The organism is Nitrosospira multiformis (genome assembly GCF_900111585.1).
Taxonomy (GTDB): Bacteria; Pseudomonadota; Gammaproteobacteria; order Burkholderiales; family Nitrosomonadaceae; genus Nitrosospira; species Nitrosospira multiformis_B.
In genome coordinates this window covers 216,571-230,826 of sequence record NZ_FOHI01000002.1, presented here as the reverse complement: position 1 = coordinate 230,826, position 14,256 = coordinate 216,571, and the positions used below count along the sequence as shown (strand labels likewise).

Sequence of the window (14,256 nt, the reverse complement as noted above, 5' to 3'; positions counted from 1 at the left end):
TCCAGGTAGCGAATATGTGGATTGATACGCGGATTCAACACGTGCATTCATCAGAATGATTCGAAGAACAAAAATCGTAGCAACACTCGGTCCCGCATCCCGAGATGCAAAGGTACTGGAGCGGATGATAAACGCCGGCGTTGATGTAGTCCGTATCAACTTTTCCCATGGAACCAGGGAAGAGCATATCGAATGCGCCGAGTTGGCGCGCTCCCTCGCACGCGCCGCGGGTCACGCGGTGGGTGTGCTGGCAGACCTGCAGGGACCCAAAATCCGGATCGGCAAATTTGAAAATAATAAAATTCTGCTGAAAACGGGCGATCAATTCATACTCGACGCCGAATGCGCGCTTGGAAACCAGGAACGGGTGGGTCTGGATTACAGGGAATTGCCCAGTGATGTCGAGACCGGTGCAACGCTGATCCTGGATGATGGGCGCATCGTGCTCGGCGTTTCCGAAGTCAAGGGAAGCCAGGTTTATTGCGTGGTTGAGCAGGGGGGAATACTGTCCAACAACAAGGGAATCAACCGCAAAGGCGGTGGCCTGAGTGCGCCTGCCCTCACCGGCAAGGACGTGGAAGATATCCGGACGGCCGCCGCGCTTAAAGCCGATTATCTGGCGGTATCATTTCCCCGTTCTGGCGATGATATGCGCTGGGCGCGCGATGTGATGCGCGAGGCGGGCGGAAAAAGTTTATTGATGGCGAAGATCGAACGATCGGAAGCGATCCTGGCGCTGGATGATATTCTGGAGGCCTCCGATGCGATCATGGTTGCGCGCGGAGACCTTGCGGTAGAGGTAGGCGACGCAGTCGTGCCGGCGTTGCAAAAACGGATGATCCGTACTGCTCGAACCAGGAACAAGCTGGTGGTAACCGCCACCCAGATGATGGAATCCATGGTCAGCAGTCCCATCCCCACCCGCGCGGAGGTGTCGGATGTAGCAAATGCGGTACTGGATGGCACTGATGCGGTGATGCTGTCAGCGGAATCCGCCACCGGACAATATCCTGTTGAAGCGGTTGCGGCAATGGCGAGGGTATGCCTGGAGGCGGAAAAGGAATACCTGGTAAGCAGTGAAAACCGACGACTGCAGGGCGGCCTGCCCGATAATATCGAGGAAGCGATTGCCCGTGCGACCATGTTCACCGCAGGAGGATTGAAGATCAGAGCCATTGCGGCGCTTACACAAAGCGGCAGGACCGTGTTGCTGATGTCGCGCAGGAGTTCCACCGTGCCCATATTCGCGTTGAGTCCTCAGGAGGATACACGGCGCAAGATGACGTTATTTCGGGGTGTGTACCCGGTCAAGTTCGGCGGAGGCTCGAACGATCCGGAGATCATCCTGAATCACGCCGAAAACGAGTTGCTCAGACGGGGCGCGGTACGCAACGGCGACCTAATGATCATGACCATCGGCGAACCGGTGGGCAAGGCAGGCGGCACCAATACGATGAAAATAGTGAAGGTAGGCGAGCACAGAAAACAGGAACGGAAGGTGGAATCCTGAGCATGGTGCAGATATCCGCCTCGATCTTTTCACTGCCTGTGATGTTTTACCATATACACTGATTCTAACTTTGAGGAGGTTCTAATGGCACTCGTATCATTGCGTCAACTTTTGGATCACGCGGCAGAAAATGGCTATGGCCTGCCCGCTTTCAACGTCAACAACTTGGAGCAGATTCACGCCATCATGCAGGCTGCGGATGAATGCGACAGCCCGGTGATCATGCAGGGCTCAGCAGGGGCGCGTAAATATGCTGGGGAGCCTTTTCTGCGCCATCTCATTGCCGCAGCCGTAGAGGCCTATCCGCACATTCCCATCGTCATGCACCAGGATCACGGAGCCTCGCCAGCGGTTTGCGTCAATGCCATTCGCAGCGGTTTTTCCAGCGTCATGATGGATGGATCCCTGGAAGCGGATGCGAAGACACCCTCTTCCTATGAATACAACGTTGAAGTCACCGGCAAGGTGGTGGAAATGGCACATGCAGTGGGTGTCTCCGTCGAGGGTGAACTCGGGTGCCTCGGTTCCCTGGAATCCGGCATGGGTGAAGCGGAAGATGGCCATGGCGCCGAAGGCAAGTTGTCTCATGATCAACTGCTGACCGATCCGGAACAGGCAGCCGACTTCGTCAAGCAAACGGGTGTGGATGCGTTGGCAATCGCCATCGGCACCTCTCATGGCGCCTACAAGTTTACGCGCAAGCCAACGGGAGATATTCTCGCCATCGAGCGCATAAAGGAAATTCATGCGCGCATTCCCAATACCCATCTGGTGATGCATGGCTCCAGCTCCGTGCCGCAGGATTGGCTCGACATCATCCGTGAATATGGTGGGGAGATGAAAGAAACCTATGGTGTTCCAGTCGAGGAAATCCAGGAAGGGATCAAATACGGCGTACGCAAGGTCAATATCGATACCGATATCCGGTTGGCGATGACCGGTGCGATACGGCGTCATCTTGCCAAGAACAAGAGCGAATTCGACCCGCGTAAATATCTGAAGGATGCGACTGCCGCAGCCAAGGATATTTGCAAGGCACGCTTTGAAGCGTTTGGTTGTGCGGGGCAGGCGGCTAAAATCAAACCTATCGCCTTGGACAACATGGCAGGCAAATACGCGAAGGGGGAATTGAAGGCTGTCATCAAGTAATCAGGCAAACTGACAGTTCCACCCGTTCAACGCCAGTGCTGGGTATAAGCAACTGGAATTCGAACGAGATAAAAAGGCGAACCAATACAGTTCGCCTTTTTATTACCGGAGGCTGAAGTGTCTGGTCGAATTGCTCGCACTTCCAGAGCTGACGACCGGCCCCGATCTTGCACTTGTAATCGCTACCTCGGCAAGCACCCGGGCAGCTACCAGAACACCTCCTTTTTCTCGAAATCCCCCCATACCTCATCAAGCTCACTTCTTTTCGTCAGCCCACGCTGGACCATCCAACCGAGGACAATACCCCTTGCCTCGCACGTGCCGCCATTCTCGTCTCTTGCTTCAGCAACTCCGACTTCATTCAGCAATCGTTCGGTCACGGTAGTGTCAATTACCGCGCCCAGCGTTTCCTGCAATACGGTCAGAGACTTGATGTAGCGCTTCACTTTTTTTCGGCGATACAGGTCTGAGAAAAATTCAGCGGTATATCGCTGTTCTTTCACCGCAATGCGCAGGCCATGTATCGCCTCTACACTCTGCCCTTCCGCCCTTTTGTAATACTTTTTCAATTTTTCGTGCCCGTGCGACAGCGCGTTATCTGCGAATTTCTTCACCGGCCATTCCAGTCGGGCCTTTCGCAATTCGCTCTGCTGCGGATCAGGGGCCGGAAGCCAGGTTTCCGCGTTCAGCCAAGTCCCCAGCCTCAGCATTGCTTCCGTGTATCGGATAGATCCTACCGCCTCACACGCCGCATCATTGTGGTTTTTCCGCATCTGCTCGCACTCTTCCCATAAGGCAGAAATACCGGGATGCCCCTGAAAGTAATTCCTCACTTCGCTTAATGTTTCCGACACGAATATATCCCAGTCCCGCGCCGCGCCGAGGGAACGCGACAGCCATTTCAAGTCCGGGGCTGCAGAAGCAAACGCAGTTGCATCGAATGCCCGGGCAAAAACACGGCGCGCCGTACGTACCCTGCGTAATGCCACACGCATCTGATGCAGATACTCCGGATCCTGATGTTGCAGCATGCCTGCCTCGGTGCCATGCAAGTGGTCTAGGCAATTCCACGCGATCGCCTTGATGGCTTCGCCCAATTTCATTTCCGTCTCGAGTCGAACAGGTACCGCCCTGACAGGCGCGGGTTTGAAGCCGGTAACGAGCCTATAGCCCCGCTCGGCTTTGCTTGCGTTTTCCAATCTGAAAGGAACGATGTGCAGTATATCCAGCGCGAACTGGTATAGCGACTGCGTACTCCCCGACTTCAGTTCCAGCTCGATTTCGCAAATCTCCCGGGTAAAATCAGCTGGCGTTCTGATTACTCCCTGATCCAGCGAAAACTCGATCTCGCTTCCGTCCCCCAAGCGCAACATGCGCTTGCTGCGCTTGAAGTCGGTCGTAAACAGGACACGCAATTGGCCGTGCAGTCCTGCACCGTCGAACAGGCGGATGAGAGACGGATCGGTTATTTGAGAGAAATCAGGCCGCCCTGTCGGCACCATGGACTCCCATTCATGACGCCGGTGCAATCCAAGGGCAGCTTCCCCTCCTCCTTTGATGGACTGTATCCATTTTCTTCCGATATGTCGCAACCGGAGTGCCATCTGATGCCTCTGAAGATACAGATCAGGCGTGTCGTAATAGGTGGTGAAAAGTTTCCGCGTAACAGGGCGGGAAACGGTAAGGGATGTCAGGAACGGGTGATGTTGAAGCCCGGCGGCATCCTCGGGTGACAATCTTAATTTGAGTTCGATTTCGAGCGGCACGATTCTTTTCCGACTATGTCTGGAACGACTACTCGGTGCCGGGGGAAACGTTCCTGACTGCCGCCTCTATTGCGCGGCGGCCAGTTCCATCAGCAGCGTCTCCTGAGCGCTTCGCTTCTTGCGCTGACCGGACTGCTTCAGATGATAACGACCCTCGCTGTCCATTTCCCAGGCCTCGCAATTGTCCTTCAGGAATACATACAGACCTTCTTCGAGCACGCGCTTTTTCAGTTTGGGCTCCAAAACCGGAAAGCAGATCTCGATCCTTCGAAAAAAATTTCGATCCATCCAGTCGGCGCTGGAAAGGTAGATGTCGTAAGCACCGCCATTGCGAAAATAGAAAATCCGGCTGTGTTCGAGAAAGCGGCCGATAATGGAGCGTACCCGAATGTTTTCTGAGAGCCCTTTGATACCTGGCCGCAAGGCACATACCCCGCGAACAATGAGATCGATCTTTACGCCTGCCTCGGAAGCGGCATAGAGTGCCTGGATGACCCCCGGTTCCAGCAATGCGTTCATCTTTGCGATAATTCGGGCAGGCTTTCCTGCTTTTGCATTCTGCGCTTCGTTTTCAATGGATGCGATCATCTGGCTATGGAAACTGAAGGGAGATTGCCAGAGATATTTGAGTTTTCCCGCCTTGCCCAGTCCCGTAAGCTGTGTGAAAACTTCATTCACATCAGCGCAGAAATCCTCTTGGCAGCTGAACAAGCCGAAATCGGTATAAAGCCGGGCCGTGCTGGCGTGATAATTCCCGGTGCCGACATGAACGTAACGCCGAAGGCTGCCTTCCTCACGCCGCACTATCATTGCCATCTTTGCATGTGTCTTATGGCCTACCACTCCATAAACCACATGCGCCCCCACATTCTCCAGCCGGCTGGCCCAGTTGATATTGGCTTCTTCATCAAACCGGGCCAGCAGCTCCACCACCACAGTGACCTCTTTTCCGCTGCTCGCAGCGGCGATAAGCGCGGCCATGACTTGGGAATCGGCACCGGTACGATATACGGTCTGCTTGATGGCGACCACATCAGGATCGGTTGCAGCCTGCTGGAGAAAATGAATTACCGGCTGGAACGACTGGTAGGGATGGTGTAACAGGATATCGTTCTTGCGAATCAACTGAAAAATGTCAGACGCTTTTTTCTTTTGCAGCGTCAGCGGCAAACCCGGGATGAAAGACAGATATCTCAGATCGGACCGGTCTATGCGTTCGAAGACGTGCATCATCCGCGCCAGATTCACGGGCCCCTCTACCTGATAGAAGTCCTCCTGAGCAAGACCGAGCTGCTCCAGCAGAAAGGCCGACATATGCAGGGGGCAATTGTCCGCCACTTCCAGCCTTACGGCATTGCCGAAGTGGCGCTGCGGCAGTTCACCCTGTAGCGCAATGCGCAAATTCTTGACTTCTTCCTCATCCACGAACAGATCGCTATTGCGCGTAGCGCGAAATTGATAGCAGCCGAGCACATTCATCCCGGCGAATAATTCCCCTACGTGCGCATGCAGGATGGAAGAGAGAAATACAAAATTATAGGGGCTGCTGCTGATTTCAGCCGGCAACTGAATCAGTCTGGGCAGCACGCGCGGGGCCTGCACGATGGCAACTCCGGAATTACGCCCGAAGGCGTCCTTGCCCTCGAGTTCTACCGCAAAATTCAGACTCTTGTTAAGTACTCGAGGAAAGGGATGTGAAATGTCAAGGCCGATGGGAGTCAGCACCGGCATCATTTCGCGAAAGAAGTAAGACTTGATCCACGCGCGCTGTGCGTCATTCCAGGTGGCACGCCGCAGAAAATGGATCCCCTCACTGGCAAGGCCAGGCAAAATCTGCTGATTCAGCAACGCGTACTGCCGCGCCACCAGCGTATGCGTCTGTTCGCTCACCAATCTGAATATCTGATGCGGCAGCATGCCAGCTGGATCAAAACCGCGGGTATCGAGTTTGATCTGCTCCTTGATCCCCGCGACACGAACCTCGAAGAACTCGTCCAGGTTACTGCTGACAATGCAAAGAAACTTCAGGCGCTCAAGAAGCGGGGTTTCTTCATTTTCGGCCTGCGCAAGCACCCTCCGGTTGAATTCAATCTGGCCAACCTCTCGATTGAGGAATTGACCGGAAGCTCTGGAATCGGTCATGCCGTCTCTGAATATATCCAATGCAATCACTTCAAGCTGCCGTGCTATCTGACATTATTTGGCAAGAGGTACATAGCCCCGAGGTTGTTCCGCACCGCTTCCGAAGAAATATGCCTCGAGCTGTTCGGCCAGATATTTGCGCGCCTTGATGTCCGACAGATTCAAATGATACTCGTTGACCAGCATGGTTTGGTGCCTGATCCAGCCCGCCCATGCCTCTTTCGAGACATTCTCAAAAATACGCTTTCCCAACTCGCCTGGATAAAGCGGAAAATCCAGACCTTCCAGCTCCCGCCCAAGCTTGATGCAATTTACGGTTCTTCCCATTGCTGTCTCCGAAATATAACAAAATGCAGACCATCAGAGCGCCGTGCGCTGCACTCTTTGATTACCGCGACAGGATAGTCGATCCAGCAGCCAGAATCTGACCGCTGGTTAAAGGGGTTTCATAAATACCTTCGAGCGCCGTTGATAATTGTATAGCCCCTGCTTCACCTTGGGTAATTGATTGACGTCTGCTGAAAGGAAGCCGCGCTCGACAAACCAGTGGGCTGTCCGGGTGGTAAGGACGAACAGTTTTTTACTGCCCTGGGATCTCGCCTTCGCCTCAATAGCCTTGAGCAGCGCATCTCCACAGCCCGCACTACGGTAGTCAGGATGAACGGTAAGACAGGCGAGCTCGCCTGCCATATCGTCCGGAAAAGGATAGAGCGCCGCACACCCGACAGTCATGCGATCATGCTCGATCACGACGAAGCGGTCAATTTCCATCTCCAGCAACTCGCGGCTCCGCCGCACCAACGTTCCGTCCGCTTCGAGAGGCTCGATCAGTTGCAAAATCGCGCCCACGTCCTCTATTCGTGCATCCCGCAGGTTTTGCAACGGACCTTCCGATATCATTGTCCCGATGCCACTGTGGGTGAATAGCTCCTGTAAAATAGCGCCATCCACGTGCCGGCTTATGAGGTGGACGCGGGATACTCCGCGTTCACAGGCGTGCAAGGCAAAAGGTAGATAAAGCTGTGCATCCTCGGCAAGCTTTACCGTTTTCCTGCCAAACTCCTTGAGCAAGCTCCTGCCCTCCGCCACCGTCAGTTCCCGCAGCAGCAACGCCTGTTCGCTGTCTACAGTGCTCTTTTCGATCCCCTCGGTATCCATCAGAAATATGAGTTTCTCGGCCTTGAGGGCGATCGCAGTCTCAGCTGCGACATTTTCCAGTGTCAAATTAAAGATCTCGCCGGTAGGGGAGTAGCCAAGCGGCGACAGCAATGCCAATTCACCTTGCTCGAGCCGCGAGCGGATGGCGGAAATATCCACTTTGCGTACTTCTCCGGTATGCATCAGGTCAATACCCTCTATCACGCCGATTGGCCGTGCAGTAACAAAGTTGCCGCTGGCGACGCGAATCGCAGCGTTGGCCATCGGTGAATTTGGCAAACCCATTGACAGCAGTGCTTCGATTTCGACACGTACTCGCCCGATCGATTCCTTGACACACTGCAACGCAGCCGCATCGGTAACGCGCATACCTCGTATATATGTCGTCTGCAGGTCATGTTCGTTTAAGCGCGACTCGATCTGTGGGCGCGCACCGTGCACCAGCACCAGACGTACGCCTAAGCTGGCGAGCAGATTGAGATCGTGTACGAGTTCGATGAATTTTCCGTCCGCAACGACTTCCCCGCCGAAAGCGACCACGAAAACTTTATGACGGAAGCTGTTGATATAAGGCGCTACCGACCGGAACCAAGTCACAAAATCCATGATCAATAATCACCCCATAGCGCCTGCATTGCTCCCATTGCCGCCAGCGCGGCGCTCTCCGTTCGCAGTATGCGGTGACCCAGACGCAACGGCATGAAACCCGCAACCATTGCAGCCGCTTCCTCATCCTGGGTAAACCCTCCTTCCGGCCCCACGAGCAAAATGATCGAGCCGATATTTGAAGAGTGCTTGAAATCCCGCAAACCCTTTCTTGCAAAAGGTGAGAGCATGAAGCAAGCATCGGGGGAAAGACTGCCACTGGGCGTTCTGCATGATTCGGTTTGCCTACCCAGCCAGCTCTGGAGAGGCGCGAGTGGCAGCACTTCCGGCACATGGTTTCTGCCGCATTGCTCGCACGCGGAGATAACGACTTTTTGCAAATGGCTCACGCGTTTTTCCCCGCGCTCACCGCTGAGTCTCACGACACTCTGCTTGGTAATGAGAGGCTGAATTCGAGTTACACCCAGTTCCACTGCTTTTTGCACGATCCAGTCCATCTTTTCACCCATACACACCGCTTGAGCAAGCAGAATGGTGAGCGGGGATTCGCGCTCGACCTGTACATGCCTTTCGACTACAACAGCCACACCCTGCTTGCTGATTCGCGAAATGACAGACGTGAATTCTCCACCGTCGCCATTGAACAACACCACTTCATCGCCTGGCTCGAGTCTCAGAACGCGCGCGGCATGATGCGCAACTGCTGAGGGCAATTCCAGGATCTGTCCCGCAAGAATCTCCACAGGGCAGTAAAAGCGGGGAAGCGTCATTGCATATTCAGTATCAGACGGTGGAACAATCAATGCGCCTTTCTCATGATAGTATTGGGGTCTCAGCAGTCCTGCTTGAACAAACGCTGTCGAGATAGCCGCGCTGCTTTCAATTATATCCGCACGACAAGCTTCTGCGAAAAGACACCGCTCGGCTTCTGCCTGGATAGCGCAGGAAACGATATCTGGTATTCGTTATAAGGAAATGAAATCTGGGGGAAAAATATGGCGAGCTTGGAAACACCGGTCTGTGATTTCGGCTGGAAAGCAATTGATTTCGATTTACCGGGAGTAGATGGAAAACACTACAATCTGGCCTCAGTCAAGAGTGAAAAAGGATTGCTGGTGATGTTCATCTGCAATCATTGTCCTTATGTGAAGGCCGTGCGCGAACGCATCATCCGCGATGTCAACGAATTGCGTGAGCAGGGTATCGGCGCTATCGCAATCATGTCCAACGATCCGTCTGACTATCCCGAGGACTCATTTGAAAACATGGGGCGCGTAGCCCGGGAATATGCCTACCCCTTTCCCTATGTCTGGGATGAAACCCAGGAAGTAGCAAAGGCATATGGTGCAGTCTGCACGCCGGATTTTTTCGGCTTCAATCACAAGCTCGAATTGCAGTATCGCGGGCGCCTGGATGCTTCCCGGAAGGAAGCCGCGCGGGTGGATGCACGACGTGACCTTTTCGAAGGAATGCTTCAGGTAGCCCGCACCGGCGCTGGTCCCAAGGACCAGATTCCCAGCATCGGCTGCTCCATCAAATGGCGAGTGGACTAGCCGGTGATTGATGCAGTTATCGCTGCCGTCAAAGCAGTTGCCCAGCAGGAAATTCTGCCGCGCTATATGAAAGTTGCGCGACAGCGCAAAGTCGATGGAAGTCTGTTTACAGAAGCTGATCTTGTCACACAGGAAACGCTCGCGCGCGAGTTGAGGAAGATCTATCCTGGTCCGGTGGTGGGAGAAGAAATGACGGAAAACGAGCAGGTCGCGCACTGGCGGGAAGGCGATGCGGGACTTTGGTGCATGGATCCGATAGACGGGACTTCCAATTTCGTCAATGGCTTGTCCTACTTTGCCGTTTCAGTAGCACTGATGCGACATGGCAGAAGCGTTCTGGGAGTGGTTTACAATCCAGTGGCGGATGAAATGTTCTACGCCGAAAAAGGCAGGGGCGCATTCCTGAATGGGGAAAAATTGCCGATAAAGGAAGATGTACCGCCGCTATGTGCGGCAATCGCGAGCGTGGACCTGAAACGGCTTGGTCGCAGGCTTGCACAGGAAGTCTCTACGGCAAAGCCGTTTTCTTCTCATCGCAACTTCGGCTCCTGTGCCCTGGAATGGTGTTACACCGCTGCCGGACGCTTTGACCTGTATCTGCATGGGGGTCAAAAACTATGGGACTATGCCGCAGGCAGCCTGATTCTGGAAGAAGCAGGCGGTCACATGTGCGGTTTGAACGAGGATGATTTCTGGACCGAGCCGCTCTGGCAGCGCTCAGCCATTGCTGCCCTTGATCTGAATCTTTTCATGCAGTGGCGCGACTGGGTACGCGCACATCGATAGCTTGCGGCCCTGGCCGACTCACAGCTTCAAAACGCGAAAAGATAGGCAGGAGTTTCCTCCTTTGAGCTTTGAGAGGAAAACTTCTTGTCCACAACCTCCGTCCGGATCTCGCAATACAATACTATAGGCTACTCTGCTCCGCGTAGGTCACTCTGCTCCGCAGCCTCAAGCGAACACCGATAACCAATGCAAACGAACCGGGAGCACGAGATCATCTTTTCTACACGATACCTTGATCTCTTGCTATATTTCTACGCTAAGTTTACTCGAACTCCGCCATTTGAGCGCGAGTATCAAGGAAGCCAGGGCGAATGAGCTTATCCCTGTCGCACTTTATATTCAGGCTGACGAGCCGTAATAGTAGTGGCAAAACCAATGGAAAACATCGGCATCGATCGTCCTCCTGAAATCGAACAGTCCTCGTTTCACTGGGACTGCGCAGAGGTGTAAAGTTGAGTGCTGGCTGCAGGAATGCAGGAATGCAGGAACGCAGGAGTTTGAAGGTGGACCTGGTTGATGATTCGGAGAAGGGAATTTACATGCGCGCTTTTAGAAAGACTGCTTTAAAAAAGACTGGCCTGACGCTTGCAATCGCTGCCGCCCTCACCGCGGGGAGCATGCAAGGCTGTAACAAAGCGGTGGAGCCGGCGAAACTGATGGCGGATGCGAAGCGCTACGAAGAAAGCGGGGATCACAAGTCAGCCATCATCCAGCTAAAAAATGCCTTGCAGCAGAACCCTGATAATTCGGAAGCGCGGTATCTGCTTGGCGCAATATACAACAAGACTGGGGATTTTCAGTCCGCAGAGAAAGAGCTTCGCAAGGCATTGAGCCTGGGAATGGATGCGGGCAAGGTGCTGCCCGAACTGGGACAAGCCTTGCTCAGGCTAGGCTCCTATCAACAAATCCTGGATGAAACGAAAGAACTGGCCGACAAAACAAAGTCAGCGCAGATACTCACGCTCCGGGGGAATGCGCAGCTCGGATTAGGCAAGACTGCGGAAGCAAAGGCATTGTTCGAGCAAGCGCTTGGACAAAATCCCGATTCTGCCGACGCCCTGATCGGCTTGGCGAAATATTCCCTGCTGCAAAGGGATGTGGAAGCCGCAACCCATTTCTCGGAACAGGCGGTTTCCCGGAGTACGCAAAATGTCGATGCCTGGTTGTTCAAGGGCGACCTTCTGCGGATGCAGGGTAAATCCGGGGAAGCTCTGGCTGCCTATGACCAGGTGGTGAAGCTGAAGCCGAACGCGACCATTGCCTATATCAACAAGGCATTCATCGAAATTGGAACGGGCAGGTTCGAGGCGGCAAAGGCAGATATCGACGCTGCACGCAAGATTAGTCCCAGCTTGATGGTGTTCTATACTCAGGCTTTGCTCGATTTCAGTCAGAAAAAGCCTGCTGCCGCGCTGGAATCGCTCCAGCAGATACTCAGCAAGTCGCCGGAGCACATGCCCAGCGTGTTGCTCGCGGGCGCAGTCCAGTTTGCTCTGGGATCCATGCCGCAGGCGGAACAACACCTGAAACATTATCTGGAGAAGGACCCCGGAAACGTCTACGCGCGCAAGCTGCTTGCTTCCGTGATGTTAAAAAATGGCGAGACGAAACGCGCTATCGACATCCTGACCCCATCGCTCAAAAATGTGAAAGAGGATCCTCAGTTATTCGCCTTGGCTGGGGAAGCTTACATGCAAGCCAGGGACTTTGCGAAAGCCACGGAATACTTTGAAATGGCAAGCGATATCGCACCGAGAAGTGCGATGCTTCATACCGCTTTAAGCATGAGCAGGTTGGGGCAGGGGGAGAGCGCGCGGGCCCTCTCCGAACTGGAAACAGCGACAAAACTCGACCCCAAATCGCCGCGGGCAGGAGTCCTGCTGGTCATGACCCATTTACGCCTCAAAGAATTCGACAAGGCCCTCGCCGCGGTAAAAGCGTTGGAGAAGGAGAACCCGGATAATCCGCTCATTCAGAACCTGAAAGGCGGCGTATATCTTGGCAAGAACGATATAACGAATGCAAGAGCGAGCTTTGAGAAAGCGCTTGCTATTCAACCAAACTATTTCCCGACTATAGCAAATCTCGCGCGACTCGACATTCAGGATAAAAAACCGGACGCCGCCAGAAAACGCTTTGAAGCAGTTCTGGAAAAGGACAAGAAGAATATCCAGGCCATGGTCGCGCTGGCGGGTCTTGCTGTCAACCAGGGACAGAACCAGAAGGCTACCGAGTGGCTGGAGCGTGCAATGCAAGCAAATCCGGATGTCCTGCAGCCGGCCATCCTGCTTGGATCACATTATCTTCGTTTGGGCGAAAAACAGAAAGCGCTGGCTCTCGCCAAGAAACTGGAGGGGACACATTCCAAGGAACCCGCTGTGCTGGATTTACTGGCACAGGCTCAACTAGCTAACAATGACAGAGCGAGTGCCCTGGAGAGCTACGCCCGGCTCGCTGTCGTACAACCGGAGTCACCGCTTGTTCAATTCCGCATCGCCTCCATTCATATGGCAATGCAAAACCTCTCCGCGGCATCAGATGCGCTGAAAAAATCGCTGGCTATAAAACCCGATTATCTGGCTGCGCAATTGGCGCAGATCGAGATTGAAGCAGAACAGGGTAATTATGAGAAAGCAATTGCGATGGCGCACCAAGTTCAGAAACAGCATAAAGGATCACCCGCAGGTTATATAGCAGAGGGCGATCTGTTGCTGAAACAGAAAAAACCTGCGCTTGCCGCAAGTGCCTATGAACAGGCATTCGCGGTTAATAAAACCTCGGCCTTATTGATCAAGCTCCACGCATCGCTCAGGCAGGCTGGAAAAGATAAGGAGGCAGACCTTCGCTTGATCGAATGGCTGAAAAAACACCCAGATGATTTACCTACTCGAATGTACCTCGCGGATACATTTCTCACAGAGGGAAAATTGGCTGCTGCAGTCGAGCAATATCAAGCTGTCCTGAAAGAGCAACCGAAATTTGCTCCGGCACTCAATAACCTGGCTACCGCTTATCAGCGCCAAAAGGACCCCAGGGCCTTGGAATACGCGGAAAAGGCATATCAGTTAGCTACGGAAAACCCGGCAGTACTGGATACACTGGGTTGGGTACTACTGGAGCAGGAAAATATCGCGCGGGCCCTACCGCTTTTACAGAAAGCCGCTTCTTTGGCGCCTCAAGCAGGGGAAATTCGCTACCATTTTGCATCCGCACTGGTCAAGTCTGGCAATAAAAGCCAGGCCCGTAAAGAGCTTGAACAAATTCTGGCTACTGGAAAAACCTTTTCGGGTATAGATGAAGCGAGAGCTCTTCTTGAGCGGATACAGTAGATACCTCGGACTGATTTACTGCCTTACGAATCCCTTTCGAGTATCTTCTTGCTTGAAGCATGGGATTCGTTTTCGCTATTAGCGATTCTGTCCGAAAGTTATCGAAATACGAACGGAATCAGAAAACCCGGCGACATCCCAACTGGCGCGGGAGCTACGCAATCCGTGCAAGATGCAGGAGCGTGTAGCAGTTCAGGGAAGAATTGTGAAAACACGCAAAATCCGTCACTTACCCATCAAACCCTGTCTCATCCCGA

General features: G+C 53.7%; 10 protein-coding genes. 5 read left to right on the top strand and 5 right to left on the bottom strand.

The genetic code is table 11. The features are described from left to right. Positions 1 to 55 precede the first annotated feature (55 nt). On the top strand, positions 56 to 1,510 hold the full coding sequence (pyk, locus tag BMW46_RS04130) for a pyruvate kinase (protein ID WP_074705076.1): 1,455 nt from the start codon (positions 56 to 58) through the stop codon (positions 1,508 to 1,510). A gap of 84 nt (positions 1,511 to 1,594) precedes the next feature. Beyond that, complete coding sequence (gene fba / locus BMW46_RS04125; protein WP_074705074.1) at positions 1,595 to 2,659, top strand: class II fructose-bisphosphate aldolase; 1,065 nt, start codon at positions 1,595 to 1,597, stop codon at positions 2,657 to 2,659. A 206-nt stretch (positions 2,660 to 2,865) separates the two neighbouring features. On the opposite strand, the gene BMW46_RS04120 is transcribed toward fba, so the two are convergent. From BMW46_RS04120 to BMW46_RS04100, 5 genes are all read right to left on the bottom strand, one after another. Continuing rightward, complete coding sequence (locus BMW46_RS04120) at positions 2,866 to 4,425, bottom strand: CYTH and CHAD domain-containing protein (protein WP_074705071.1); 1,560 nt, start codon at positions 4,423 to 4,425, stop codon at positions 2,866 to 2,868. Positions 4,426 to 4,491: 66 nt separating this feature from the next. After that, entirely contained in the window at positions 4,492 to 6,567 is a 2,076-nt protein-coding gene (ppk1, locus tag BMW46_RS04115) for a polyphosphate kinase 1 (protein ID WP_074705676.1), read from the bottom strand. 54 nt (positions 6,568 to 6,621) lie between these two features. Then, positions 6,622 to 6,894, bottom strand: a complete 273-nt coding sequence (locus tag BMW46_RS04110; protein WP_074705068.1) for an oxidative damage protection protein — start codon at positions 6,892 to 6,894, stop codon at positions 6,622 to 6,624. Between the two features lie 108 nt (positions 6,895 to 7,002). After that, complete coding sequence (gene argA / locus BMW46_RS04105; protein ID WP_074705065.1) at positions 7,003 to 8,331, bottom strand: amino-acid N-acetyltransferase; 1,329 nt, start codon at positions 8,329 to 8,331, stop codon at positions 7,003 to 7,005. Between the two features lie 2 nt (positions 8,332 to 8,333). Then, positions 8,334 to 9,101, bottom strand: a complete 768-nt coding sequence (locus BMW46_RS04100) for a 16S rRNA (uracil(1498)-N(3))-methyltransferase (RefSeq protein ID WP_074705063.1) — start codon at positions 9,099 to 9,101, stop codon at positions 8,334 to 8,336. Positions 9,102 to 9,326: 225 nt separating this feature from the next. On the opposite strand from BMW46_RS04100, the gene BMW46_RS04095 reads away from it, so the two are divergent. From BMW46_RS04095 to prsT, 3 genes are all read left to right on the top strand, one after another. Then, a complete protein-coding gene (locus BMW46_RS04095; protein WP_074705060.1) occupies positions 9,327 to 9,884 on the top strand; it encodes a thioredoxin family protein in 558 nt (185 codons plus the stop codon). 3 nt (positions 9,885 to 9,887) lie between these two features. Continuing rightward, positions 9,888 to 10,670 carry an inositol monophosphatase family protein gene (locus BMW46_RS04090; protein WP_074705057.1) on the top strand — a complete coding sequence of 261 codons (783 nt, stop codon included), beginning with the start codon at positions 9,888 to 9,890 and terminating at the stop codon, positions 10,668 to 10,670. A gap of 479 nt (positions 10,671 to 11,149) precedes the next feature. After that, complete coding sequence (gene prsT, locus BMW46_RS04085) at positions 11,150 to 13,999, top strand: XrtA/PEP-CTERM system TPR-repeat protein PrsT (RefSeq protein WP_256376944.1); 2,850 nt, start codon at positions 11,150 to 11,152, stop codon at positions 13,997 to 13,999. Positions 14,000 to 14,256: the final 257 nt, after the last annotated feature.

Coding starts and splice junctions, on each gene's coding strand:
- BMW46_RS04110 (WP_074705068.1), bottom strand. CDS start 6,894: ATGGGAAGAACCGTAAATTGCATCAAGCTTGGGCGGGAGCTGGAAGGT.
- fba (WP_074705074.1), top strand. CDS start 1,595: ATGGCACTCGTATCATTGCGTCAACTTTTGGATCACGCGGCAGAAAAT.
- prsT (WP_256376944.1), top strand. CDS start 11,150: ATGCAGGAACGCAGGAGTTTGAAGGTGGACCTGGTTGATGATTCGGAG.
- BMW46_RS04095 (WP_074705060.1), top strand. CDS start 9,327: ATGGCGAGCTTGGAAACACCGGTCTGTGATTTCGGCTGGAAAGCAATT.
- argA (WP_074705065.1), bottom strand. CDS start 8,331: ATGGATTTTGTGACTTGGTTCCGGTCGGTAGCGCCTTATATCAACAGC.
- ppk1 (WP_074705676.1), bottom strand. CDS start 6,567: ATGACCGATTCCAGAGCTTCCGGTCAATTCCTCAATCGAGAGGTTGGC.
- BMW46_RS04100 (WP_074705063.1), bottom strand. CDS start 9,101: ATGACGCTTCCCCGCTTTTACTGCCCTGTGGAGATTCTTGCGGGACAG.
- pyk (WP_074705076.1), top strand. CDS start 56: ATGATTCGAAGAACAAAAATCGTAGCAACACTCGGTCCCGCATCCCGA.